The sequence below is a fragment of the Thermoanaerobacter sp. RKWS2 genome (assembly GCF_026240795.1).
Taxonomy (GTDB): Bacteria; Bacillota; Thermoanaerobacteria; order Thermoanaerobacterales; family Thermoanaerobacteraceae; genus Thermoanaerobacter; species Thermoanaerobacter ethanolicus.
In genome coordinates, this window is the sequence record NZ_CP110888.1 from 1043871 (window position 1) to 1068319 (window position 24449).

At 34.7% G+C, this 24449-nt stretch carries 25 protein-coding genes; 24 read left to right on the top strand and 1 reads right to left on the bottom strand.

Going from position 1 to position 24449, the window contains the following annotated elements; translation table 11 throughout:
- The first annotated feature begins 17 nt into the window (after positions 1 to 17).
- The 9 genes from grpE (at position 18) to OEI98_RS05295 (ending at position 8004) form a co-directional block, all read left to right on the top strand.
- On the top strand, positions 18 to 599 hold the full coding sequence (gene grpE, locus OEI98_RS05255; protein ID WP_266040028.1) for a nucleotide exchange factor GrpE: 582 nt from the start codon (positions 18 to 20) through the stop codon (positions 597 to 599).
- Between the two features lie 17 nt (positions 600 to 616).
- Positions 617 to 2452 (top strand): molecular chaperone DnaK, encoded by a 1836-nt coding sequence (gene dnaK / locus OEI98_RS05260; protein WP_006570548.1) that lies wholly within the window; start codon positions 617 to 619, stop codon positions 2450 to 2452.
- Between the two features lie 55 nt (positions 2453 to 2507).
- Positions 2508 to 3668, top strand: coding sequence for a molecular chaperone DnaJ (gene dnaJ / locus OEI98_RS05265; RefSeq protein ID WP_266040032.1), 1161 nt, complete (start codon positions 2508 to 2510; stop codon positions 3666 to 3668).
- Positions 3669 to 3695: 27 nt separating this feature from the next.
- Positions 3696 to 4622: a 50S ribosomal protein L11 methyltransferase gene (prmA, locus tag OEI98_RS05270; RefSeq protein ID WP_266040033.1), complete on the top strand. Its 927-nt coding sequence runs from the start codon at positions 3696 to 3698 to the stop codon at positions 4620 to 4622.
- 6 nt (positions 4623 to 4628) lie between these two features.
- A complete protein-coding gene (locus OEI98_RS05275; RefSeq protein ID WP_266040035.1) occupies positions 4629 to 5366 on the top strand; it encodes a 16S rRNA (uracil(1498)-N(3))-methyltransferase in 738 nt (245 codons plus the stop codon).
- A gap of 134 nt (positions 5367 to 5500) precedes the next feature.
- A complete protein-coding gene (gene mtaB, locus OEI98_RS05280) occupies positions 5501 to 6868 on the top strand; it encodes a tRNA (N(6)-L-threonylcarbamoyladenosine(37)-C(2))-methylthiotransferase MtaB (RefSeq protein ID WP_266040038.1) in 1368 nt (455 codons plus the stop codon).
- A 36-nt stretch (positions 6869 to 6904) separates the two neighbouring features.
- Positions 6905 to 7249 carry a histidine triad nucleotide-binding protein gene (locus OEI98_RS05285; RefSeq protein ID WP_006570544.1) on the top strand — a complete coding sequence of 115 codons (345 nt, stop codon included), beginning with the start codon at positions 6905 to 6907 and terminating at the stop codon, positions 7247 to 7249.
- Between the two features lie 111 nt (positions 7250 to 7360).
- The gene (rpsU, locus tag OEI98_RS05290) at positions 7361 to 7546 is read left to right on the top strand and encodes a 30S ribosomal protein S21 (protein ID WP_003869512.1); all 186 of its coding nucleotides are present in this window, start codon (positions 7361 to 7363) and stop codon (positions 7544 to 7546) included.
- Between the two features lie 14 nt (positions 7547 to 7560).
- Positions 7561 to 8004 (top strand): GatB/YqeY domain-containing protein, encoded by a 444-nt coding sequence (locus OEI98_RS05295; protein WP_266040043.1) that lies wholly within the window; start codon positions 7561 to 7563, stop codon positions 8002 to 8004.
- A gap of 25 nt (positions 8005 to 8029) precedes the next feature.
- Here the strand turns inward: OEI98_RS05295 and OEI98_RS05300 are convergent, their stop codons facing one another.
- The gene (locus OEI98_RS05300) at positions 8030 to 9082 is read right to left on the bottom strand and encodes an asparaginase (protein WP_006570543.1); all 1053 of its coding nucleotides are present in this window, start codon (positions 9080 to 9082) and stop codon (positions 8030 to 8032) included.
- A gap of 98 nt (positions 9083 to 9180) precedes the next feature.
- Here OEI98_RS05300 and yqfC point away from each other — a divergent pair, with 98 nt between their 5' ends.
- From yqfC to OEI98_RS05375, 15 genes are all read left to right on the top strand, one after another.
- On the top strand, positions 9181 to 9450 hold the full coding sequence (gene yqfC, locus OEI98_RS05305) for a sporulation protein YqfC (protein WP_003869509.1): 270 nt from the start codon (positions 9181 to 9183) through the stop codon (positions 9448 to 9450).
- Between the two features lie 11 nt (positions 9451 to 9461).
- On the top strand, positions 9462 to 10649 hold the full coding sequence (gene yqfD / locus OEI98_RS05310) for a sporulation protein YqfD (RefSeq protein WP_266040047.1): 1188 nt from the start codon (positions 9462 to 9464) through the stop codon (positions 10647 to 10649).
- A complete protein-coding gene (locus OEI98_RS05315; RefSeq protein WP_003869507.1) occupies positions 10646 to 11641 on the top strand; it encodes a PhoH family protein in 996 nt (331 codons plus the stop codon). The genes yqfD and OEI98_RS05315 overlap by 4 nt, the downstream gene beginning before the upstream one ends.
- A gap of 3 nt (positions 11642 to 11644) precedes the next feature.
- Entirely contained in the window at positions 11645 to 13711 is a 2067-nt protein-coding gene (locus tag OEI98_RS05320) for an HD family phosphohydrolase (RefSeq protein WP_266040050.1), read from the top strand.
- Complete coding sequence (gene ybeY, locus OEI98_RS05325; RefSeq protein WP_266040052.1) at positions 13708 to 14187, top strand: rRNA maturation RNase YbeY; 480 nt, start codon at positions 13708 to 13710, stop codon at positions 14185 to 14187. The genes OEI98_RS05320 and ybeY overlap by 4 nt, the downstream gene beginning before the upstream one ends.
- Before the next feature lie 4 nt (positions 14188 to 14191).
- Positions 14192 to 14890, top strand: a complete 699-nt coding sequence (locus OEI98_RS05330) for a diacylglycerol kinase (RefSeq protein WP_003869504.1) — start codon at positions 14192 to 14194, stop codon at positions 14888 to 14890.
- Positions 14891 to 14901: 11 nt separating this feature from the next.
- Positions 14902 to 15810 carry a GTPase Era gene (gene era / locus OEI98_RS05335; RefSeq protein WP_266040056.1) on the top strand — a complete coding sequence of 303 codons (909 nt, stop codon included), beginning with the start codon at positions 14902 to 14904 and terminating at the stop codon, positions 15808 to 15810.
- A 35-nt stretch (positions 15811 to 15845) separates the two neighbouring features.
- Positions 15846 to 16517, top strand: a complete 672-nt coding sequence (gene deoC / locus OEI98_RS05340; RefSeq protein WP_266040058.1) for a deoxyribose-phosphate aldolase — start codon at positions 15846 to 15848, stop codon at positions 16515 to 16517.
- A 6-nt stretch (positions 16518 to 16523) separates the two neighbouring features.
- A complete protein-coding gene (gene recO / locus OEI98_RS05345) occupies positions 16524 to 17270 on the top strand; it encodes a DNA repair protein RecO (protein ID WP_266040060.1) in 747 nt (248 codons plus the stop codon).
- A gap of 14 nt (positions 17271 to 17284) precedes the next feature.
- Positions 17285 to 17695, top strand: a complete 411-nt coding sequence (locus tag OEI98_RS05350; protein ID WP_003869500.1) for a DUF4342 domain-containing protein — start codon at positions 17285 to 17287, stop codon at positions 17693 to 17695.
- Between the two features lie 109 nt (positions 17696 to 17804).
- On the top strand, positions 17805 to 19193 hold the full coding sequence (locus tag OEI98_RS05355) for a glycine--tRNA ligase (RefSeq protein ID WP_003869499.1): 1389 nt from the start codon (positions 17805 to 17807) through the stop codon (positions 19191 to 19193).
- A 191-nt stretch (positions 19194 to 19384) separates the two neighbouring features.
- A complete protein-coding gene (locus tag OEI98_RS05360) occupies positions 19385 to 20026 on the top strand; it encodes a helix-turn-helix transcriptional regulator (protein ID WP_003867910.1) in 642 nt (213 codons plus the stop codon).
- 11 nt (positions 20027 to 20037) lie between these two features.
- On the top strand, positions 20038 to 20850 hold the full coding sequence (locus OEI98_RS05365) for a pyruvate, water dikinase regulatory protein (protein ID WP_266040067.1): 813 nt from the start codon (positions 20038 to 20040) through the stop codon (positions 20848 to 20850).
- Positions 20847 to 23480 (top strand): pyruvate, phosphate dikinase, encoded by a 2634-nt coding sequence (gene ppdK, locus OEI98_RS05370; RefSeq protein WP_006570536.1) that lies wholly within the window; start codon positions 20847 to 20849, stop codon positions 23478 to 23480. The genes OEI98_RS05365 and ppdK overlap by 4 nt, the downstream gene beginning before the upstream one ends.
- A 412-nt stretch (positions 23481 to 23892) precedes the next feature.
- Entirely contained in the window at positions 23893 to 24444 is a 552-nt protein-coding gene (locus OEI98_RS05375; RefSeq protein ID WP_266040070.1) for an HD domain-containing protein, read from the top strand.
- Positions 24445 to 24449: the final 5 nt, after the last annotated feature.

Below are 24449 nucleotides of genomic sequence, written 5' to 3' on the forward strand. Positions count from 1 at the left end.
TGATATAAGTGGAAGAGATGGAAAAAGAAATTAACAAAGAGGAGGAAAAGGATGTAAATAATTTAGAATCAAATGAACAAATGGAAGGGCCTCCTGAAGAGGAAGAACAAACACAGCAGGAGCATAAGCAACAAACGGTTGATGAAATAGAGGAATTAAAGCAAAAACTTCAGCAAAAAGAGGCTGAAGCTCAAGAATATTTAGATATTGCACAAAGATTGAAAGCAGAATTTGAAAATTACAGAAAAAGAATAGAAAAAGAAAAAGCTGAGATGATCGATTACGGGCAAGAAACAGTGATTTTAGAACTTTTGACTATTATGGATAATTTTGAAAGAGCTTTGGCAAGCAGTGGAGATTATAATTCTCTAAAAGAAGGGATAGAATTAATTTACAGGCAGTTTAAAAAAATATTGGATAAATTTGGTGTGAAAGAAATTGAAGCAGAGGGGCAGATTTTTGACCCCTATAAACACCATGCTGTAATGCAGGAAGAGGTAGAAGGAAAGCAACCAAATGAAATTATTGAAGTTTTCCAAAAAGGGTATTATCTAAAAGATAAAGTAATAAGACCAAGTTTGGTTAAAGTAGCAAAATAAAAAGGAGGTTGAAAAATATGGGGAAAGTTATAGGAATTGACTTAGGAACTACATTTTCTTGTGTTGCTGTTATGGAAGGAGGCCAACCTGTAGTAATACCTAACGCAGAAGGAGCTCGTACTACGCCTTCAGTCGTCGCTTTTACTAAAGAAGGAGAAAGGTTAGTAGGGCAAGTTGCAAAAAGGCAGGCAATTGTAAATCCTGACAGGACTATAATGTCTATAAAAAGACACATGGGAACTGATTACAAAGTAAAAATTGACGATAAAGAGTATACACCTCAAGAGATTTCTGCAATGATTTTGCAAAAGCTTAAGGCTGATGCAGAAGCTTACTTGGGCGAAAAAGTTACACAGGCGGTAATTACTGTTCCTGCTTATTTCAATGACAGCCAAAGGCAGGCTACAAAAGACGCAGGTAGGATTGCAGGTCTTGAGGTTTTGAGAATAATAAATGAGCCGACAGCTGCTGCTTTGGCATATGGACTTGACAAAGAAGGAAATCAAAAGATAATGGTTTATGACTTAGGTGGCGGTACTTTTGATGTTTCTATTTTGGAAATAGGAGATGGAGTATTTGAAGTTTTGGCTACAAGTGGCAATAACCATTTGGGTGGGGATGACTTCGACCAAAGGATAATAGATTGGCTTGCTGACAACTTCAAAAAAGAATATGGAATTGACTTAAGAAGTGACAGGATGGCATTGCAGAGACTAAAAGATGCCGCAGAAAAAGCAAAAATAGAGCTTTCTTCTGCAACGGTTACTAATATAAACTTGCCATTTATTACTGCTGATGCTACAGGTCCAAAACATATAGATGTAAATCTTACAAGGGCAAAATTCGAAGAGCTAATCTCCGACCTTGTAGAATCAACTGTAGGTCCTGTTAACCAAGCATTAAGCGACGCAGGTTTAAAACCTTCTGATATTGATAAAGTCATTCTCATTGGTGGTTCTACAAGAGTGCCTTTGGTACAGGAGACAGTAAAGAGAATAATGGGTAAAGAACCTCACAAAGGAATTAACCCAGATGAGGCAGTGGCTATAGGTGCAGCTATACAGGCGGCAGTATTGGCCGGAGAAGTGAAAGATATTCTCTTACTGGACGTAACACCTTTGTCCTTGGGTATAGAGACATTAGGTGGAGTATTTACTAAGATTATAGAGAGAAATACTACAATACCTACAAGAAAGAGCCAGATATTTACTACTGCGGCGGATAATCAGACTTCTGTTGAAATACACGTGTTACAAGGCGAAAGGCCTATGGCAAAAGACAACAAAACTCTTGGAAGATTTATTTTGTCAGGGATTCCACCAGCTCCAAGAGGAGTACCTCAAATTGAAGTTACTTTTGACATAGATGCCAATGGAATTGTACATGTTTCTGCAAAAGACTTAGGTACTGGCAAATCTCAGGATATAACTATTACTTCTACAACTAATTTGTCAGAAGAAGAGATACAAAGAATGATTAATGAGGCTAAGCAGTATGAAGAACAAGATAGGAAGAAGAAAGAAGAAATCGAAATAAGGAATAAAGCAGATTCTCTCATTTATCAAGCTGAAAAAACAATGAAAGACCTTGGAGATAAGATGACGCAAGCTGAAAAAGATGAAATAAATAGAGAAATAGAAAATGTGAGAAAAGCTCTTGAAGGAAGCGATATAGAAGCGATTAAAAATGCTTCTGAGAAACTTTCACAAGCCTTCTACAAAGTTTCTACAAGAATATACCAACAAGCGGGAGGACAAACGGGAGGAGCTACAAATACTGGTAGTGCTGGACAAGGTACAACACAGGACAATGTTTATGAAGCCAATTACAAAGTGGAGGATGATAATAAATAATATAGAACCAGGTTTTACCTGGTTCTAATTTACGTAATGAAAGGCAGGTGAGAAAGTGGCTAAAAAAGATTTATATGAAATATTAGGAGTAGATAGAAATGCCACAGAAGAGGAAATAAAAAAGGCTTATAGACGGCTTGCTAAGAAATATCATCCTGACTTGAACCCAGGAGATAAAGAAGCAGAGCAAAAATTTAAAGAAATAAACGAAGCTTACGAAATTCTCTCCGACCCTCAAAAAAGAGCTCAATATGACCAATTTGGAGACGCAGCCTTTGAGCAAGGCGGTTTTGGCCAAGGTGGATTTGGTCAAGGAGGTTTTGGAGAGGGCGGTTTTGATTTTGGAGGCTTTGGAGGATTTGGCGATATATTTGGCGATATTTTTAATGATTTCTTTGGTACTGGCAGGAGAAGAGCAGAAACAGGACCTCAAAAGGGTAATGACATAAGATATGACCTTACTTTAACTTTTGAAGAAGCTGCTTTTGGGGCAGAAAAAGAAATAGAGGTTGAACGATTTGAAGAGTGTGATACGTGTAAAGGAACAGGGGCCAAGCCGGGTAGTAAACCAGAGACTTGTCCTGTATGTCATGGAACTGGTGAAGTGAGAACTGCACAGAATACTCCTTTTGGAAGAATTGTAAATATAAGAACTTGCCCTAAGTGCCATGGTGAAGGAAAAATTATTACTGACCCTTGCAACAAATGCGGTGGCACAGGTAAAATTAGGAGGAGGAGAAAAATTAAAGTTACTATACCAGCGGGAATAGACGAAGGACAAATGCTTACCTTAAGAGGAGAAGGAGAGCCAGGCTTAAGAGGAGGTCCAAGGGGAGACCTGTATATTGTAATTCACGTAAAACCCCACGAGTTATTTACAAGAGAAGGATACAATGTACATTTGAAAATGCCCATAAGTTTTGCTGATGCAGCTTTAGGTGGAGAAATAAAAATTCCTACGCTGGATGGAACAGTTAGCTTTACAATACCAGAAGGGACCCAGACAGGGACTAAGTTTAGGTTAAGGGGAAAAGGGATTCCTCACATAAATGGAAGAGGACGCGGAGACCAAATTGTAGAGGTTTATATTGATGTGCCTAAAAAATTGACAGAAAAGCAAAAAGAATTGCTAAGAGAATTAAAAAAATTAGAAGGAAATACTGCGACAGAATCAAAATCATTTTTTCAAAAGATGAAGGACGCTTTTGGCGGATAATAAATTTGAGTAAAGGTGTGGAAAAGAATGAAATGGATTGAAGTACAAGTGACAACTTCACAAGAGGCAGAAGAGGCTGTGTCAAATATCATGCACGAATTAGGGGCTGGCGGTGTAGTTATAAAAAACCCTAATGATGTAAAACTGTTGGCGCAAAGTGATAATTGGGATTACTTTGACCCTTCTCTTTTTGAAGAAGAGGGAAATATTAAGGTTTTTGCCTATTTTCCTATTGCTTCAGATACTATAGATAGAATAAATATTTTAAAAGATAGAATTGTAGAACTTAAAACTTTTGGAGTTGATATAGGCAATTTTGACTTAAAAGTCTCAGAAGTAGATGAAGCGGACTGGGCAAGCAATTGGAAACAGTACTATAAGCCTTTAAAAATAGGGAAGAAAATAGTGATTAAGCCTTCTTGGGAAGAATATGTATCTCAAGGAGAAGAGATAATTATCGAATTAGACCCCGGAATGGCTTTTGGCACAGGCACCCATGAGACTACAAAGATGTGTCTGGAATTTTTAGAGGAGATTGTGATACCAGAAAGGATAGTTTTTGATGTAGGTTGTGGTTCAGGCATACTTAGTATTGCTAGTAGCAAATTAGGAGCAAAGGAAGTTTATGCGGCAGATATAGACGAAGCTTCCGTGGAAGTAGCCCGACAAAATGTAGAATTAAATAACTTACAAAATGTAAAAGTATTTAAAAGTGATTTATTAGGCGAATTTAGGGGAAAAGCGGATATTATAGTGGCAAATATAATTGCTGATGTGATAATTAAGTTGTCGGCAGAGGCTCCTAAATACTTAAAAGAAGAGGGCTTATTTTTAGCTAGTGGTATAATAAAAAGTAGAAAAGAAGAAGTTTTGCAAAAAGTTGAAGAATTTTTTGAAGTGTTGCAAATTAGAGAAGAAGGAGAATGGTGTGCAATATTATCAAGGAAAAAGTGAGAGCTTATGAGAAAAATTTTTATTGATAGGCAAAATATTAAAGGAGAATTTGTCTATATAGAAGGAGAAGACTTTCATCATCTGGTAAATGTCTTAAGGCTTAAAAGAGGAAATGAAATTGTTGCATCGGATGGATTAAAAGAATATGCTGCTCGCATTGAAGAGATAAAAAAAGACAAGCTTATTTTATTTTTAGAAAGAGAATTAGAATCAAATACAGAGAGTGCCTTAGAAATTTCATTATTTCAAGGCTTGCCTAAGTCAGATAAAATGGAATTGATTATTCAAAAATGTGCAGAAATTGGAGTTAAAAAATTTATCCCAGTTGTGACTCGTTATACGGTTGTAGACATAACTAAAAGCAATATAAATAAAAAAATTGCTAGGTGGAGAAAAATTAGTGAAGAAGCTTGTAAACAATCGGGCAGAACTGGGGTGCCCGAAATTTGTATGCCTATTTCCTTTGAAGAGGCTATAAATCAGGTTGATAAGTTTGATCTATGCATAATTCCATATGAAAAGGAACAAACTTCAAAATTAAAAGAGGTGCTTAAAAAGGCAAAAGACGTAAAAAAAATTGGAATTTTTATAGGCCCTGAAGGAGGTTTTTCTCAAGAGGAAATTGAATTAGCCTTAAACAAAAGTATTAAGCCTGTAAGCTTAGGCCCCAGGATTTTGCGAACTGAGACAGCAGCCATCGCAGTTTGTTCAATAGTAATGTATGAATTAGGAGATATGGGTTAAATTATTAATAAACAAAGAACAAAAAGATATTTTTAGTGCCCTTCGGGGCCTATTTTTTGTGTGCAATAGCATGTTATAATATGTGATATAATAATATGATGAAAAAGAGATTTAATAGGAGGAGCATTTTTAAAGTGGCAAAAGTAGATTTAACTCTTAGTAATGAGGAATTTTATGAAAGATATGGTCATAAAAAAACTGTTGCTTTTTATACTTTGGGGTGTAAGGTAAATCAATATGAGACAGAAGTCATGGCTGAGCTTTTTAAAAAAGCTGGTTATGAAGTAGTTGATTTTAATGAAAAAGCGGATGTTTACGTAATAAATACCTGTACTGTAACAAATAGAAGTGATATGAAGTCAAGGCAGGAGATACGAAAAGCTAGAAAGAAAAATCCTGATGCGCTGGTAGTAGCTGCTGGTTGCTATGTGCAAGTAAGTCCAGAGGAAGCTTTTTCTCTTCCGGAAGTGGACATAGCGATTGGTACGAAAAATAAAGACAAAATAGTGGAATTAGTAGAGGAATTTACACAAAAAAATCAAAAGTTGAGTGTGGTAAATAATATAATGACTCAAAAGGAATATGAGGAATTTGGAGTAACAGCTTATACAGAAAGGACAAGGGCATATATAAAGATTCAAGACGGCTGCAATCAATACTGTACTTACTGCATAATCCCTTACGCCAGGGGACCTGTGAGAAGTAGAGACCCCAAAAAAGTACTAGATGAAGTAAAAAGGTTTGCTGATTCAGGGTATAAAGAAATTGTTCTCACAGGTATACACATAGCTTCCTATGGCAAAGATTTAAAAAATATTGGGCTTTTGGACATTATAAAGATGATTCATGAAATAGAGGGCATAAAAAGGATAAGACTTAGTTCTATTGAGCCTACTTTTTTAACTGAAGAGTTTGTGAAAGAAATAGCTAACTTGCCTAAGATGTGCAGGCATTATCATGTATCCCTTCAAAGTGGATGTGATGAAACCTTAAAAAGAATGGGAAGAAGATATACTACAAAGGAGTACAAAAGTGTAATTGATAGGTTAAGAGAATACATCAAGGATGTGGCGATAACTACAGATGTTATGGTGGGATTTCCTGGTGAAACGGAAGAGGAGTTTCTCAAGACTTACAAATTTGTGGGAGAGATTTGTTTTAGCAAAATGCATGTTTTTAAATATTCAAGGAGAAAAGGTACAAGAGCATACAACTTTCCAAATCAAGTTGCAAATCATATAAAAGAAGATAGGAGTAAAAAGCTCATAGAATTGTCTAATAGGTGTGAATATAAATTTATGGAGAGTTTTATAGGGAAAACTTTGGAAGTCCTCTTTGAACAACCGGTAAAGAATATGGAGGGTTATGTGGAAGGCTTGACTGATAATTATTTAAGTGTAGCTGTCAAAGGGGATATAAAGTTACTTAGAAATGAGATTTTCCCAGTGAAAATAAAAGAAATAAAAGATAATTTATTAATTGGAGAAATTGAAGGAATTTAAAGAGATTTGTAGAATATAAAAAGAGGAGGTGAAAAGATGGCAGATTGCATTTTTTGTAAAATTATAAATAAAGAGATACCTTCCAATATAGTCTATGAAGATGATTTAGTAGTAGCATTTCGGGATATTAACCCGCAGGCACCTGTACATATCCTCATTGTACCCAAAGAACATATACCGACATTGTTAGATTTAAATGAGGATAACAAACATTTAGTATCTCATGCTTATATGGTGGCAAAAGAATTGGCAAAAAAAGAGGGCATTGACGAAAAAGGTTATAGAATTATATCAAACTGTGGAAATGACGGGGGACAAACGGTATATCACATACATTTTCATCTTTTAGGCGGTAGATTTATGACTTGGCCACCAGGTTAATCATTGACACATTATGGTTTTAGGAGTATAATAAAATGAGAGTTTCCAGCAGGACATCGCAGCAAAATACGCAGCTTAGTTTGAGCAGTTTATCTGGAGGGAGGGAGAGTAGTGTCTGAAGTAAGAGTCGGCGAAAATGAATCATTGGACAACGCTCTGAGAAGATTTAGGCGCCAATGTTCCAAAGCAGGCGTTTTATCAGAGCTTCGCAAAAGAGAACATTACGAAAGTCCCAGTGTAAAACGTAAGAAAAAATCCGAAGCAGCAAGAAAAAGAAAATATAAATATAATAAATAAAGGAAGTGCTTGCCATGACCCTAAAAGAGCGAATATACAAAGATATGGTAGAAGCTATGAAAAACAAAGATAATTTTAAAAAGAATATTTTAAGTATGGTAAGAGCAGCTATTCTCCAAGTTGAAAAAGATACTCAAAAAGAATTAGACGATGAAGGGGTCATCAATGTAATTTCTAAGGAGATAAAGCAAAGAAAAGAAGTGTTGCCGGATTACGAGAAAAGTGGAAGGCAAGACTTAGTGGATAAAGCCAGAAAAGAAATTGAGATTATGCTTTCTTATTTACCGAAGCAGCTATCCGAAGAGGAAATAGAGGAAATAGTAAAAAAAGCTATCGAAGAAACTGGTGCTAAAACTAAAAGCGATATAGGAAAAGTGATGGGAAAGGTAATGCCAATCGTAAAAGGGAGAGCAGATGGCAACCTTGTTAAAGACATGGTAAACAAGCATCTACAGTAAACAAAGGACTTGATGCTATTAGGTATCAAGTCCTTTCCTCTTTAAACAATTTTTTGATTTCATTGTAATTATTAGAATAAGCAAGAGCTGCCATGAGTTTTATACGAGCTTTTTGCCCTGAGAGATTACCTCCAAAGATTACCCCTAAGGACTCAAGATGCTTTCCGCCACCTTTATAACCGTAAGAGGCATCAACTCTTCCCATAGGACATCTTGAAACTAACACTACAATTACTCCCTTTGATATAGCATATTCTATACCCTCAGCCAATTTTGGAGGTACATTTCCCCTTCCTGTTCCTTCTATTACTATTCCTTTTTCTCCACTGTCAACAAGGAATCTGATAATTTTATCGTCCATACCAAAGGCAACTTTTAAAAGACTGACTCTTGGCTCTAAATGGTCTACTGGTATATAATCTCTTGCCTCAATGTTCCTATAAAAATACGCTCTGTTATTATCTACAACACCTATTGGACCTGTTTCAAGGCTTTTAAAGGTGTCAATACTTGAAGTATGAGTTTTTGTGACATCTCGTGCAGCATGTATTTCGTTATTGAAAACTACTAACACTCCTTTGTTTTTGGCTTTTTCTGAGGAAGCAGTAATTACAGAAGCAATTAAGTTGCTGGGACCGTCGTACCCAACTTCAGAAGAATTTTTGATGGCTCCAGTCAAGACTATTGGTTTTTCGGAATTTATAGTTAAGTCTAAAAAGTATGCTGTTTCTTCTATGGTGTCTGTACCGTGAGTAATGACGACTCCTTTTACTTGTTGTTTCATGATTACGTTTTCAACTTCTCGTCTCAAATTTATTAATAGCTCGGGAGTAAAGTAAGGACTTGGAAAATTACCAAATTGGATTATTTCAATTTGGGCAATTTCTTTTATGTTGGGAACCATTTTTAGTATGTCATTTCCTGATAAAGAGGGTATAGCAGCATTTAAATTCGGGTCATTTTTCATGGATATAGTTCCACCCGTAAAAATTATTACTATTTTCTCCAAGGCAAATCCCCCCAAAAAATAATTTACAGCAACAGGAATATTCATTTTGTTACCTTCATTATAATACATATTTTCTAATTACTCAAAAGGTCTAATTGCCTATAAAAAAGCAAGAGAATTTTTTTAATTTCTTCCTCATAAAATTTTAAGAGAAGGGAGGTTACAGTATGAAAGATGGGATAAAAAACGAACTTGTAAATGCAATAGACTTTCCAAAAGAGGTACTGCTTAATCTCCCTAAAATAACTTTGATAGGGAAAACCCATGTTACTATTGAAAACCACAAGGGAATTATTGAGTATATTCCTGAAAGGATTAGGGTAAATACGACAATTGGAGTTGTTAGAATATTAGGTAAAAACATGATTGTAAATTCTATAATGACAGAGATTATAACGATTAGTGGCGAAATAATGAATATAGAAATAATGGTATAGGAGGAGTATTTTTGGTTGCAATAAAATTATGGAATTTTTTAAAAGGATATGTTATTATTAAGATTGAAGGTTTGTCAATTGAAAAATTTTTAAATCTCATAATGGTAAATGATGTCTATATTTGGGATATTGAGCGTAAGAATTATACTACTATAGTCGCAAAAGTAAGTTTAAAGGGTTTTAAAGAAATAGTGTCTTTTGCGAAAAAAACTAATTGTCGTGTTTCAGTGATTTCTAAAAGAGGGTTGCCTTTTGTAATTTCTCGATTAAAAAGAAGAAAATCATTGGTTTTAGGGGCAGCAATTTCTCTTATACTGATTTATGCATTTTCTACTTTTATATGGGAAATTAATATAGAGACCGTCAACAATGTAAATGAAAAAGTAGTTTTAGAAAAGCTTTCACACTTAGGATTAAAGCCAGGAGTTTCTAAATTTACTATAGATGTTAATAAAATAGAGACAGAATTTTTATTACAAAATAATGATATATCGTGGATAGGAATAAATATAAAGGGTACTAATGCTTTTGTAAAAGTTGTAGGTAAAACAAAACCTCAAGAGGTATTGTCAAAAGATGAACCATGCAATATAATAGCTAAAAAAGATGGTATAATTTATAAAATGACGGTTTTAGAAGGGGAAGCGGTAAAAAAAGTTGGAGACACAGTAAAAGCGGGAGATATAATTGTTACAGGGATAATTGAAAAGCCAGGATTGGAGACAAGATTTGTACATGCTGATGGCCAAATTATTGGGAGGACATGGTATGAAGTTTATGCTGACGCCGAACTCAAAAAAGAAGTCTTTGAGAGGACAAACAACAAAATAACTGTTACAAAAATAATATTTGGCAATAATACTATAACTATATCGCCTAAAAAAGTAGACTTTAAGAATTTTGAAAAAGAGGAAAAAGAGATAATATCAAAAAATTTTCCAGTTAGAATAATAAAAGAAGTATGCTATGAAACCAAACCTAAAACTATTGTTTTATCTAAAGAGGAAGCAAAAAATATTGCTTTTGAAAAAGCACTAAAGGAGTTGGAGAAGGTTTTAGGCCCTCAAAGTAAGATAGTAAATAAAAAAGAAAGTTATGTGATTATACAAGATAAAATATTAAGAGCCAATATTACTGCAGAGGTTTTAGAGGAAATAGGAATGAAAGAAAAAATTTCTTATATAGGAGGGGAACATTGATTAAGGAGTTAGCTATTAATATTGAGGATATGGAGCAAGCTGCCAATTTGTTTGGCAACTTTGATGAAAATATTAAGTTAATAGAAGAGGGATTAGATGTCAAGATAGTGTTAAGAGGAGGAATTATTAAGATAACGGGGGAAGAAAAAAACGTGGAATCTGCTAATAAACTTTTTAACAAATTGATGGGAATGATTGAAAAGGGAGATGTGATTACTACTCAAAATGTTTTGTATACTATGAATATGATTGAGGCAGGAGAAGAAGAAAAACTAAAGTCTTTAATGTCTGATATTGTTTGTATAACAGCTAGAGGCAAACAGATAAGGTGCAAAACTTATGGGCAAATGAGGTATGTAGAAGCTATAAGAAAAAATCAGATTGTATTTGGAATAGGACCTGCCGGTACGGGCAAGACCTATTTGGCTATGGCAATGGCTATTACCGCAATGAAAAATAAAGAAGTAGGTCGTATAATTTTAACAAGGCCGGCTGTTGAAGCAGGAGAAAAGTTGGGTTTTCTGCCAGGAGATTTGCAAGAAAAAGTTGATCCTTATTTAAGACCTTTATATGATGCGCTTTACGACATTTTAGGAGCAGAAGTTTTCCAAAAATACATGGAGAAAGGCTTAATTGAGGTAGCACCCCTAGCTTATATGAGAGGTAGAACTTTGGACGATTCTTTTATAATACTTGATGAAGCTCAAAACACCACTCCTGAGCAGATGAAAATGTTTTTAACCCGTATAGGTTTTGGTTCTAAAGCAGTTATAACTGGTGACGTTACTCAAATAGATTTGCCAAGAGGTAAAAAATCCGGACTAAAAGAGGTTATGGAGATATTAAAAGGAATAGAAGGCATAGAGTTTGTAATGCTTTCTGAAGAAGATGTGATAAGGCATCCTCTTGTAGCTAAAATCATAAAAGCTTATGAAATTTATGAGAAGAACATGGAGGAAAACAAATCAGAAATCCCAGAGCGAGGGGAATAATCCATGAAAAAACTGGACAAACATATAAAAAATATAATTAAAAATGAGCAATTGATAATCATTTTTTTTGTTATTTTTTATTTTGTTTCTTCCTATGCCTTAGTTTATACTAGTGTAACGCCTCCAAAATTTGACTTAAAAGCTGGGGACGTAGCTACTCAAGACATAAAAGCTCCTAAAGATGTAGTAGATGTAGTTGCTACTCAAAAGAAAATAGAGGAAGCAGTAAATGCGGTAAATCCCAAATATGATTATAATGAAAATATTGCCAAAGAATCTTATATTAAGCTGGTTGATTTTTTTAATAAATTGAGAGATGTACGCAAATCTTCAGAAACAGAAGAAAAGAAATTGCAGGACTTTAAAGCTGTAAGTCCCATAGGTTTAGAAGATAATGACGTGGCTTTGCTTTTAAAAATAGATGATAATACCCTTATAAACATGGAATCGGTGGTATTATCGACAGAAAAAGCAATTATGGCAAGGCAGATTACAGAAGATGCTTTGCCTACTGTTTTAAACGATGCCAAGAGTGTTGTAGAAAGTTCTGATATTTCTGAAGAAGTAAAACCAGTAGCTGTTAAGATTTTATCTTCTGTTATTGTTCCTAATATGATATATAATGCCTATGAGACAAACCTTGCTAAAAAAGAAGCAGAGGAAAGAGTACAGCCGGTTATGTATAAAAAAGGACAAAATATCGTAGTCAGTGGAGAAGTGGTGACACAACAACAAATTGAGGTTTTGAAATCTTTAGGTCTCTTAAAAGGTAGCAGTAAGATTGACTATGGAATGATAATAGGCTTATTTTTGATTTTAGGCTTGTCACTTTTTTTATCAGTGTATTATATTATAAAATTGGACAAAAAGATTACTACAAAAAAAATGTACATTGAATTGTTGTGCTTAACAGGTATTTTTTATCTTTTATTAGCTGTTGCCTTTAAAGAGATTGAACCGCTTTTAATTCCTGCTGCTACTTTGCCTATGCTAATTTCTGTTTTAATAGATCCTTATATTGCTATTATGATTGACATAATTTATTCTCTTTTAGTAGGCTTAATGGTGGGTTTTAACCAAGAATTTATTTTTATGTCATTGCTAGGGGGATTGATTGGTGCAGTAAAACTTTCTCATTCTAAGCAACGTTTAGATTTTGTAAAAGCGGGTCTTTACGTCAGTGGGGTAAATCTTGTAAGTATTGTAGGAATAGGGCTTTTAAATAGCAATGATATAATGTCTGTATTAAAAAGTAGTTTATGGGGAATTGTCAGTGGAACTTTTAGTATAATTTTGGTTATTGGTACTTTGCCTTTTTGGGAAGCAGCTTTTGATATCTTAACTCCTTTAAAACTTTTAGAGCTATCAAATCCCAATAATCCGCTTCTTAAAAAACTTATGATGGATGCTCCTGGTACTTATCACCACAGCATAGTAGTAGCAAATCTCGCAGAAGCTGCTTCTGATGCTATTGGAGCAAACAGTTTGTTAGTTAGAGTGGGGGCTTATTACCATGATATAGGTAAAATTAAAAGACCTTATTTTTTCAAAGAGAACCAGCTTTCAGGAGAAAATTTGCATGACAAAATTTCTCCTGATTTAAGTACATTAGTAATAATTTCCCATGTAAAAGATGGTATAGAATTAGCTAAAAAGTATAAACTTCCTCAACAAGTCATCGATTTGATAAAAGAACACCATGGTACTTCCTTAGTGAAATACTTTTATACTAAGGCTTTACAGAATGAAGAGGAATCTTGCGAAGAAGAATCTTTCAGATATCCAGGTCCAAAGCCTTCTACCAAAGAGTCTGCCATTTTGATGTTGGCAGATTCTGTAGAAGCAGCTGTGAGATCTATCCCGGAACCTACTGAGGAAAATATAAAAAATATGATTGATAAAATCGTCGCAGATAGATTAAATGATGGTCAGTTGGAAGATAGCGATTTAACTTTAAAAGATATTAAAACTATAAAAAATTCTTTTTTGACTGCTTTAACTGGTATGTTTCATAAAAGAATTGAGTATCCTGATATTGAACCAAATCAAAATAAAGAGGTGTTAGAATGAACATTTTGATAGACAACAGACAAGATAAAGTTGATGCAATAAATTTGGAAAAATTGGTGGAAAAAGTTATAAAAACAGTATTAGAGGTAGAAGAGGTTATTGATAATGTTGAAGTAAGTGTGTCTTTTGTGGATAATGAGGAAATTAGAAAATTAAATAAATATTATAGAGGTATAGATAAGCCGACGGATGTTTTGTCATTTCCTTTAGCAGAGTTTGAAGATACTTATGCAGAGGTTGAAGAAATAGAGGAAGATTCAGAAGAGGTGCAGCCAATAGGAGATATAGTTATTTCTTTAGAAAAAGCATTAGAGCAGTCAATGGAATATGGGCATTCCTTTGAAAGAGAAGTAGCTTATTTAACAGCTCACAGTATGTTGCATCTTTTGGGTTATGACCATGAAACTGAAGAAGAAAGAAAAATTATGAGGGAAAAAGAAGAGGAAGTTATGGCAAGGCTTAATATTGGGCGGTGATTTTGTGAAATCGAGAAATTTAATTGACAGCTTTAATTATGCGATAGATGGCATTTTACATGCTTTTAAAACCCAAAGAAACATGAAGATTCACTTTGCCATAGCAATATTGGTATTATTCTTTTGCCTTTTTTTGGACCTTTCCAGGGTAGAATTTGTGGTAATTTTATTTACAATTTCTTTAGTTTTAATTTCTGAAATGATAAATACGGCTATTGAAACCACAATTGACATGATGGTTAAAAATTATAATCCTTTGGCTAAGGTTGCGAAAAATGTAGCTGCAGGAGCAGTTCTTATATCCGCGATAAATGCCATTCTTGTAGCTTATTTAATATTTTTTGATAGAGTAAATCCTTGGACAAAAATAATTTTATTAAAGCTTAGAGAGTCACCCATTCATATCACAGTTATAAGTCTTTTAGTTGTAGTGTTTTTGACTGTAATTTTAAAGGTGCATTTTAAAGAAGGAACTCCTATGAGGGGAGGAATGCCCAGCGCTCATAGTGCTATTGCTTTTGCTACTGCGACAGCTATAACTTTTATGACAGCAAATGCTTTTATTGCCACTTTAGGTTTTTTACTTGCTCTTATGGTGGCTGAAAGCAGAGTAGAAGGTAAAATCCACTCTTTTTCTCAGGTATTTTTTGGAGGTTTATTTGGGATATTGATTACAGTGTTGATTTTTCAAATAATCAAATAAGGAGTGATGATATGGGCCATAAAGCTGGTTTTGTAGCATTAGTTGGTAGAACTAATGTAGGTAAATCTACTCTTTTAAATGCAATTTTACAAGAGAAGATTGCTATTACTTCTCCCAAACCCCAAACTACTCGAAATACCATTCATGGGATTTTGACAACAGATGAATACCAGGTTATTTTTGTTGACACTCCTGGCATTCATAAACCTAAATCTAAATTAAGCGAATTTATGATTGAGGTAGCTAAAAGAACATTGAAGGAAGTTGACCTTATTTTGTATATGATAGAACCAGATACGGAAGTAGGACCTGGAGATAGATACATAATCGAACATTTAAAAGAAGTAGATACACCTGTCATACTTGTAGTCAACAAAATAGATTTGGTGCCTGAGAAAAGAGTAGAAGAGACTATAAAAATTTTTAAAGAGCAATATGAGTTTAAAGATGTAGTAGCTATTTCTGCTATTGAAAATAAAAATATAGATTTGTTAAAAGAAAAAATTGTATCACTTTTGCCAGAAGGCCCCAAATATTATTTGGATGATTATATAACAGATCAGCCCGAAAAATTAATAGTGGCAGAAATAATTCGAGAGAAGATGTTACACTTTTTAGAGGAAGAAGTACCTCACGGTGTTTATGTGGAAGTAGAATCTATTAAAGAGAGGGAAGATAAAGATATAATAGACATTGAAGCATATATTTACTGTGAGAAAGAGTCCCACAAAGGAATTATTATAGGCAAAAATGGGCAAATGCTAAAAAAGATAGGTCAAAGTGCGCGACTTGATTTAGAAGAATTTTATGGAAAACAGGTTTTTCTTGACCTATGGGTAAAGACGAGGAAGGGGTGGAGAGACAATACAACGTTACTTAAAAAATTAGGATATGCCATTGACAAGAAAACTTACGAATAGTAAAGTATTTAGTGAAAACAAAAGGAGGTTATATTATGAACATAGCAAAAATGATTGACCACACTTTATTAAAACCAAATGCGACAAAAAGCGAGATAGAAAAGCTTTGTAATGAGGCAAAAGAGTATGGATTTGCTTCTGTCTGCATAAACCCCTGCTTTGTAGACCTTGCCTATAGTATGTTAAAAGATACAGATGTTAAAGTTTGCACAGTGATAGGTTTTCCATTAGGTGCAAATACTATCGAAACCAAAGTATTTGAAGCAGTTGAAGCGGTTAAAAAAGGTGCGACAGAAGTTGACATGGTATTAAATATAAGCATGTTGAAGAGTGGAGATTACGACTATGTAAAAAAAGAAATTGAAGAAGTTGTGAAAGCGGTAAAATCCTATGGAGATATAGTTGTAAAAGTAATTTTAGAAACCTGCTATCTCACTGATGAAGAAAAGGTAAAAGCATGTCAGATCACAAAAGAAGCAGGTGCTGATTTTGTTAAGACTTCTACTGGTTTTGGGCCAGGTGGAGCGACGGTAGAGGATGTAAAATTAATGAGACAGACAGTTGGTGAAAACTTTGGTGTTAAAGCTTCTGGCGGTGTAAGAACTGCTGAAGATGCTAAGGCGATGATTGAAGCAGGAGCTAATCGCATTGGGGCAAGTGCAGGCGTTAAGATTGTGGAGGAATGGAATAAACTAAAAATGAGTTGATAAAAAATGCGCTTGTTAAAAACAGAAGCAATAGTATTAAAAAACAATTTAATAGGTGAAACAGACAAAATAGCCACCATTTTTACTAAAAGCTATGGTAAACTTCAGGCAGTGGCAAAAGGGGCAAGGCGCTCAAAGAGCCGATTTGTGAATGCAATAAGGCATTTTGTTGTTGCCAATTATGTTATTTTTGAGGGGCAAAATTATTACTATATTGACCAATGGGAGTTAATCGAAGCTCATAAAAATATAGAAAAAGACTTAGCTAAATTTTCTGTAGCTTCGTATATTGCCGAAACTATAAACAAAATTTTAGAGGAAAATCAAAAAAGCGAGAGGCTGTATCTGTTTTTAAAACATTCTTTAAAAGCAGTTGACGAGCTACAAATAGACCCTTTAATTTTTATTTCTTCTTATAACTTAAAATTAGTTTCTTTATTGGGATATATGCCTCAACTTGATAATTGTGTTGTCTGTGGAAAAAGAGAGAATTTAAAATATTTTTCTAATTCCTGCGGGGGTGCAGTGTGTATAAACTGCAAAAATAAATGTTTTGACGCCAAGCCATTACATGAAGTAACATTAAAAGCTATAAAGTATTTTCTTAAAGGAGATTATGACAAGCTTCAAAATATTAAAGTTTCAGGAGTTATAAAAGAAGAAGTGGATAAAATAATAACAGCCTATATGAAAGAACATCTTGAAATAGAGTTTAAATCAAAAGATTTTATTGACAAGTTACAAAATATGTGAAAGGAGGGTTTAACGTGTTAGATGAAGAATTAGAAAAAATAGATATGATAGTAGAGAGAATGGGAGTAAGTTATAAAGAAGCAAAAGAAGCATTAGAAAAGTCAGGTGGCAGTGTTGTAGACGCATTGATATATATAGAAGAGAATAGAAAAAGTTGGACTGAGACCTTTACAGTCGCAGGTTCAGAAGTTATGGAAAAAATAAAAGAATTAATTAAAAAAGGTAATGTTACAAAAATAAGAATAAAAAAAGACGATAAAGTTCTCTTGGAGATTCCTGTAACTGCAGGTGCTATTTCTGCAGTTATCATTCCTCAGTTGACGTTAGTGGGAGCGGCAGTAGCGCTTTTAGCTAATTGCACAATTGAAGTTGAAAAACATGATAAAAGCGTAACCGTATTAAAAGAAGAAAAGAAAAAAGATTGACAGAAACTTGTCTCTTTGGTATTCTTAAATAAGTAACGTCAAAAACCTTTCTTCCCAAAAGGGATGAAGGGTTTTTGTATAATTGCGAGAGAAAAAGGAGTGTTATTAAATGTCACAAGCAGTCACAATGGATAAAATAGTTGCCCTTGCAAAAAACAGAGGGTTTGTTTTTCCAGGGTCTGAAATATATGGAGGGCTTGCTAATACTTGGGATTATGGACCTCTGGGAGTAGAACTTAAAAACAATATTAAGAGGATGTGGTGGAAAAGATTTATTCAACAAAGTCCTTATAACGTAGGAATTGATACTGCAATTTTGATGAATCCAGAAGTGTGGGTTGCATCAGGTCATGTTAGCAGTTTTAGCGATCCTTTAATGGACTGTAAAGAGTGCAAATCAAGATTTAGAGCTGACCAATTGATTGAAGACTACATTAAAGAAAAGGAATTAAATATTTCTATTGAAGGTTGGACAAATGAACAATTGATGGAATTTATAAAAGAGCATAAAGTGCCCTGTCCAAAATGTGGTGCCTATAATTTTACCGATATTAGGAAGTTTAATCTCATGTTTAAAACCTATCAAGGCGTTACAGAAGATTCTAAATCAGAAGTGTATTTGCGACCTGAAACCGCACAAGGAATTTTTGTGAACTTTAAAAACGTTCAAAGGACAACTCGTAAGAAAATACCTTTTGGAATAGGGCAAATTGGTAAATCTTTTAGAAATGAAATTACTCCTGGTAATTTCATATTCAGAACGAGAGAATTTGAACAGATGGAATTAGAATTTTTCTGTAAACCGGGAGAAGATATGGAATGGTTTAGTTACTGGAGAAAATATTGCATGGATTGGCTTTTAGAATTCGGCTTAAAAGAAGAAAACTTAAGATTTAGAGACCATAAAAAAGAAGAATTGTCTCATTATAGTACTGCTACCACAGACATAGAATATAATTTTCCCTTTGGATGGGGAGAATTGTGGGGAATAGCTAATAGAACAGATTTTGATTTAAGGCAACACATGGAACATTCTGGAGTTGACCTGTCGTATATGGACCCTGTAACAGGAGAAAAGTACATACCATATTGCATTGAGCCTTCTGTTGGGGTAGATAGGTTAATGTTGGCATTTTTAATAGATGCCTATGAAGAAGAAGAGTTAGAAGATGGAGAAACTAGAGTGGTTTTAAGGCTTCATCCTGCTCTTGCTCCCATTAAGGCAGCAGTGCTTCCATTATCCAAGAAATTATCAGAAAATGCCTATAAGCTTTATGACCAGTTGAGAAATAAATTCGTAGTAGATTACGATGAGACAGGAAGCATAGGTAAAAGGTATAGAAGACAGGATGAGATAGGCACGCCTTTCTGTATTACTTATGACTTTGATTCGGAAAATGACCATTGTGTAACCATAAGAGATAGAGATACTATGCAACAAGTGAGAATAAAAATTGAAGAAGTAGAGAAATATCTTGAAGAAAGGTTAAATTTTTAAGGGAATCAGGCTTTTTAACTGATTTCCTTGATTTTTTATGTTGAAATAATTTGTGATATAATAGGAAGGAAACGAAAAAGAAAGTTGGTTATCTTATAAACTTGTGATATAATTATACTAAAGTGATAAACCGATAGAAAACGTTTATGAAACGACAGAGGAAAGTATAAATTGTCAAAAACTTTAAAGGGGTGATAAAGATTCAACTGACAAACCGCCAGCATATAATTATTGACATTGTCAAGAAACATCAACCCATTACAGGGGAACAAATAGCTGAGAAATTAAATGTCACAAGAGCGACTTTAAGACCGGATTTGGCAATATTAACTATGTCTGGGATCTTAGAGGCGAGGCCAAAAGTGGGATATTTTTATACAGGAAAATCACCCCTCAGTTTAGTAGAAGATTATATAAAGAGCATAAAAGTAAAAGATATCAAGTCTTTACCTGTAGTGGTAGAGGAAAGTACATCAGTGTATGATGCCATTGTAACACTTTTTTTAAAAGATGTCGGGACAATTTTTGTACAGGATGGAGGATTTTTAACCGGCGCTGTTTCAAGAAAAGACTTTTTAAAAATCGCAATAGGCAACACTGATATTTATAAGGTCCCGGTGGGAATAATTATGACCCGTATGCCTAACATAGTTACAACTTATGATGATGAGCCTGTGTATAATGCTGCTGTTAAAATTATAGAGCACGAAGTAGACAGTCTTCCTGTAGTTGAGCCTGTAGTGGGAAGTGATGGAAAACAAGGATACAAAGTGACAGGAAGGATTTCAAAGACCAACATTACTAAATTGTTTGTAAAGCTTGGGGAAGGTTAGGGGGATTTTTAATGGAAGAAGGAGTATCAATTTACTTGGTTTCAGATTCTAATGTAGACACAGCAGAAAACATTGCGAGTATTGCTGCTGCCCACTTTGATACTTTTATAGAAAAAATAAAAAAATATTCTTATGTTGGAGATAAAAATCAAATAGAAGAGATTATCATGGAGGCAGCTAATGATGCAAATAGCATAATAATCCATACTATGGTGGTCCCGGAATTAAAAGATTATCTTCTTAAAAAAGCACAGAAATTTGGCATAAAAATAGTAGATGTAATGGGACCAGTGATAAATGCTATTGAAGATAGTACTGGTATATCCCCCCATACCAATTTAGCAAAAAATAATAAAGAAGATTATTTGAAAAAAATCGAAGTAATAGAATTTGCCGTAAAATATGATGATGGTAAAGATGCAATGGGTATACTATTGTCCGATGTAGTTGTTATAGGGGTTTCTAGAACATCCAAAACTCCTTTATGCATGTATCTTGCTCATAAATACATAAAAGCTGCTAATTTACCCTTAGTGCCAGAAATTGAACCACCTCAAGAATTATTTGAAATCAACCCTAAAAAAATATTTGGGTTAACTATAGACCCTGAAGTTTTGGTAAAAATAAGGAAAGAGAGATTAAAATCTCTTGGCCTTGATGCTAATGCCATATACGCTACTGAAGAAAGAGTTAAAAAAGAGATAAAATATGCTGAGGAGGTGATGAAGAGATTAGGGTGTACTGTAATCGATGTTACAAATAAAGCTGTAGAAGAAACAGCTAATGTTATATTAAACGTATTAAAAGGAGGAGAGATTTCATGAGTAAAAAGTATGTGTATTTATTTAGTGAAGGCGATGCTTCAATGAGAGACCTCTTAGGAGGAAAAGGCGCAAATCTTGCTGAAATGACGAAGTTGGGTTTACCTGTTCCCCAAGGATTTACAGTCACCACTGAGGCTTGTACAAGGTACTATCAAGATGGTAAGACTATAGCTCCAGAAATTGTTGAACAAATCTATGAATATATGGCTAAATTAGAAGAAATTACAGGTAAAAAATTTGGAGACCCAACAAATCCTTTATTAGTATCTGTAAGGTCTGGCGCGAGAGTTTCAATGCCAGGTATGATGGATACTATTTTAAACCTTGGTTTAAATGACGAAACAGTAGAAGGCCTTGCTAAAGCTACAAACAATGAAAGATTTGCCTATGACAGCTATAGAAGATTTATTCAAATGTTCTCAGATGTTGTAATGGGAATTGACAAGAATAAATTTGAAGCTATTTTAGATGAAGTAAAAGAGGAAAATGGTGCAAAATTTGATACAGATTTAACAGCTGAAAACCTCAAAGAGGTAGTAAAAAGATTTAAAGAACTTTATAAAAAAGAAATGGGAGTAGACTTCCCACAAGATCCAAAAGAACAACTTCTGGAAGCTGTAAAAGCAGTATTTAGGTCTTGGGATAATCCAAGGGCTATAGTGTACAGAAGACTTAACGACATACCAAGTGATTGGGGTACAGCAGTAAATGTCCAATCAATGGTATTTGGCAACATGGGTAATGATTCAGGTACAGGTGTTGCTTTCACAAGGAATCCCGCGACTGGTGAAAAGGCTTTATTTGGCGAATTCTTGATGAATGCTCAAGGTGAAGACGTTGTTGCAGGTATTAGAACGCCTCAACCAATTTCAACTTTGAAAGAGACTATGCCAGAAGTTTATAACCAATTTGCAGAAATTGCTGAGAAATTGGAGAAACACTACAAAGACATGCAGGACATAGAGTTTACTATTGAAAAAGGTAAACTCTACATGCTACAGACAAGAAACGGAAAGAGAACTGCTCAAGCAGCTTTGAAAGTAGCTGTAGACTTAGTGGCTGAAGGTTTAATAGATGAAAAAACAGCAGTCTTAAGAGTAGATCCAAAGCAATTAGATCAGTTATTGCATCCAACCTTTGAACCAAATGCGTTGAAAGCTGCTAAGCCTGTTGCAAAAGGTTTACCTGCTTCTCCTGGTGCTGCATCAGGAAAAGTATATTTTACTGCTGATGAAGCAATAGAAGCTGCGAAATCAAGAGGAGAGAGAGTAATTCTTGTAAGAACAGAGACATCTCCAGATGACATTGAAGGTATGTCTGTAGCACAAGGAATACTTACAACTCGTGGCGGTATGACATCTCACGCAGCTGTTGTTGCAAGAGGTATGGGTACAGCTTGCGTAGTAGGTTGTGGCGATGCAAAGATAGACGAGCAAGCAAAAGTAATGAGAATTGGCGATATAGAAGTTCATGAGGGAGACTACATATCTATAGATGGTAGCACAGGCAATGTTTACATTGGTGAAATAAAGACTGTTACACCTGAGCTAACTGGAGATTTTGCAACTCTCATGAGCTGGGCAGACAAATATAGAAAATTAAAAGTAAAAACTAATGCAGATATACCAAGAGATGCAAAAGTTGCAGTTCAGTTTGGTGCTGAAGGAATAGGCCTTTGCAGGACAGAGCATATGTTCTTTGATGAAGATAGAATTCCTGCTATGAGAGAAATGATTGTCTCAAAGACAGAAGAACAAAGAAGAAAAGCTTTAGAAAAATTATTGCCTATGCAAAGGTCAGACTTTGAAGGTTTGTTTGAAGTTATGGGTGAATTCCCTGTTACTATACGCCTTTTAGATCCACCATTGCATGAATTCTTACCTCATACAGATGAAGAAATTAAAGAACTTGCAGAAAACATGGGTATAACTTTTGAAGAGCTAAAAGCAACAGTAGAAAGCTTAAAAGAGTTTAACCCAATGTTAGGTCATAGAGGCTGTAGATTAGCTATAACCTATCCAGAAATTGCTGAAATGCAGACAAGAGCTATTATAGAAGCTGCTATAAACGTAAAGAAGAAAACAGGCAAAGACGTAAAACCGCAGATTATGATACCACTTGTAGGTGAACTTAAAGAGCTTAAATACCTCAAAGACATAATAGTAAAAGTAGCTGACGAAGTTATAAAACAAAACAATGTTGAAATAAAATATCTTGTAGGAACAATGATAGAGGTACCAAGAGCAGCTCTTACAGCTGACCAAATTGCTAAGGAAGCAGAATTCTTCTCCTTTGGTACTAATGACTTGACTCAGATGACTTTCGGTTTCTCAAGGGATGATGCTGGCAAATTCCTTGAAACTTATTATGAAAAGAAGATATATGAATTTGATCCATTTGCTAAGCTTGACCAAGAGGGTGTTGGCAAGTTAGTAGAAATGGGTACTAAACTTGGAAGGCAGACAAGACCTGACCTTGAAGTAGGTATATGTGGTGAACACGGTGGAGACCCATCTTCTATTGAATTCTGCCACAAAGTAGGTCTTGATTATGTCTCTGCTTCACCTTACAGAGTACCTATTGCAAGACTGGCTGCTGCTCAGGCGGCAATAAAATACGATAATAAATAATTATTTTCAAAGGCAGCAAATCAAAATTTGCTGCCTCAGACTGTAGACAAACTTTCGTAAAGGAGATATTTTGCATAAGGAGCGACTTGTTACAAAGCGGTAACAAAACTTAGCAAGACCGAGGGTGGAGGCAGGGCCAAAGCCATGGATGGCGAAGGCGGGCACCTGAGGCAAGGAGGCCGATTGTGCCCGGTACCCTGCCGGAGCCCGAAGGTCGAGCTTTAGTTTTGTCGCTTTGGAACATCGGAGCGACGATGCAAAATATCTCCTTTGAATATTTTTTAACTTTGTCAACAAACTGAGGCAGCAAATCAAATTTGCTGCCTTTGAACATTTAAGATTATTGTTTTTTGACCATTCATGTTATAATATTAAGTAAAATTGGTAACTTTAATAGTAGGAGGAGTGTTAAATGGATAGCAACACGGCCTTAGCGCTTGTCAAAGAATATGTGTCAGATGAGACTTTAATAAATCACATGATAGCTACAGGTGCTATAATGGGAGGTTTAGCTGAAAGATTAGGACAAGATGTTGAAAGATGGGTAGTTACAGGGATATTACATGACATAGACTACCAAGAAACTAAGGACAATCCAGAGTTGCACAGTATAAGGGGTGGAGAAATTTTAAGAGAACATGGTCTTGATGAGGAAATAGTACATGCAGTTATGGCACATAATGAAATTCATGGCATTGAGAGGATAACTCTTCTTGACAAAGCCCTTTTTGCTGTAGATTCTTTATCGGGTTTAATTACTGCAACAGCTTATGTGATGCCTTCTAAAAAATTGGAGGAAGTCCAATTAAAATCATTAAAGAAGAAGTTTAAAGACAAGACTTTTGCTAAAGGAGCAAACCGTGACCAAATCAAAACTTGTGAAGAATTTGGAATTTCTTTAGACGAATTTTTAGAGATTGCTCTTAATGAAATGAAAAAAATCGCACCACAGATAGGATTGTGAGGAAT

What these genes read in the sequence shown, in the direction of transcription:
- ppdK (WP_006570536.1), top strand. Translation starts at nt 20,847, where the DNA reads ATGAGTAAAAAGTATGTGTATTTATTTAGTGAAGGCGATGCTTCAATG.
- OEI98_RS05355 (WP_003869499.1), top strand. Translation starts at nt 17,805, where the DNA reads ATGTCACAAGCAGTCACAATGGATAAAATAGTTGCCCTTGCAAAAAAC.
- dnaK (WP_006570548.1), top strand. Translation starts at nt 617, where the DNA reads ATGGGGAAAGTTATAGGAATTGACTTAGGAACTACATTTTCTTGTGTT.
- ybeY (WP_266040052.1), top strand. Translation starts at nt 13,708, where the DNA reads ATGAACATTTTGATAGACAACAGACAAGATAAAGTTGATGCAATAAAT.
- OEI98_RS05365 (WP_266040067.1), top strand. Translation starts at nt 20,038, where the DNA reads ATGGAAGAAGGAGTATCAATTTACTTGGTTTCAGATTCTAATGTAGAC.
- deoC (WP_266040058.1), top strand. Translation starts at nt 15,846, where the DNA reads ATGAACATAGCAAAAATGATTGACCACACTTTATTAAAACCAAATGCG.
- grpE (WP_266040028.1), top strand. Translation starts at nt 18, where the DNA reads ATGGAAAAAGAAATTAACAAAGAGGAGGAAAAGGATGTAAATAATTTA.
- OEI98_RS05375 (WP_266040070.1), top strand. Translation starts at nt 23,893, where the DNA reads ATGGATAGCAACACGGCCTTAGCGCTTGTCAAAGAATATGTGTCAGAT.
- OEI98_RS05320 (WP_266040050.1), top strand. Translation starts at nt 11,645, where the DNA reads ATGAAAAAACTGGACAAACATATAAAAAATATAATTAAAAATGAGCAA.
- OEI98_RS05300 (WP_006570543.1), bottom strand. Translation starts at nt 9,082, where the DNA reads ATGTATTATAATGAAGGTAACAAAATGAATATTCCTGTTGCTGTAAAT.
- yqfC (WP_003869509.1), top strand. Translation starts at nt 9,181, where the DNA reads ATGAAAGATGGGATAAAAAACGAACTTGTAAATGCAATAGACTTTCCA.
- prmA (WP_266040033.1), top strand. Translation starts at nt 3,696, where the DNA reads ATGAAATGGATTGAAGTACAAGTGACAACTTCACAAGAGGCAGAAGAG.
- recO (WP_266040060.1), top strand. Translation starts at nt 16,524, where the DNA reads ATGCGCTTGTTAAAAACAGAAGCAATAGTATTAAAAAACAATTTAATA.
- OEI98_RS05295 (WP_266040043.1), top strand. Translation starts at nt 7,561, where the DNA reads ATGACCCTAAAAGAGCGAATATACAAAGATATGGTAGAAGCTATGAAA.
- OEI98_RS05285 (WP_006570544.1), top strand. Translation starts at nt 6,905, where the DNA reads ATGGCAGATTGCATTTTTTGTAAAATTATAAATAAAGAGATACCTTCC.
- OEI98_RS05275 (WP_266040035.1), top strand. Translation starts at nt 4,629, where the DNA reads ATGAGAAAAATTTTTATTGATAGGCAAAATATTAAAGGAGAATTTGTC.
- era (WP_266040056.1), top strand. Translation starts at nt 14,902, where the DNA reads ATGGGCCATAAAGCTGGTTTTGTAGCATTAGTTGGTAGAACTAATGTA.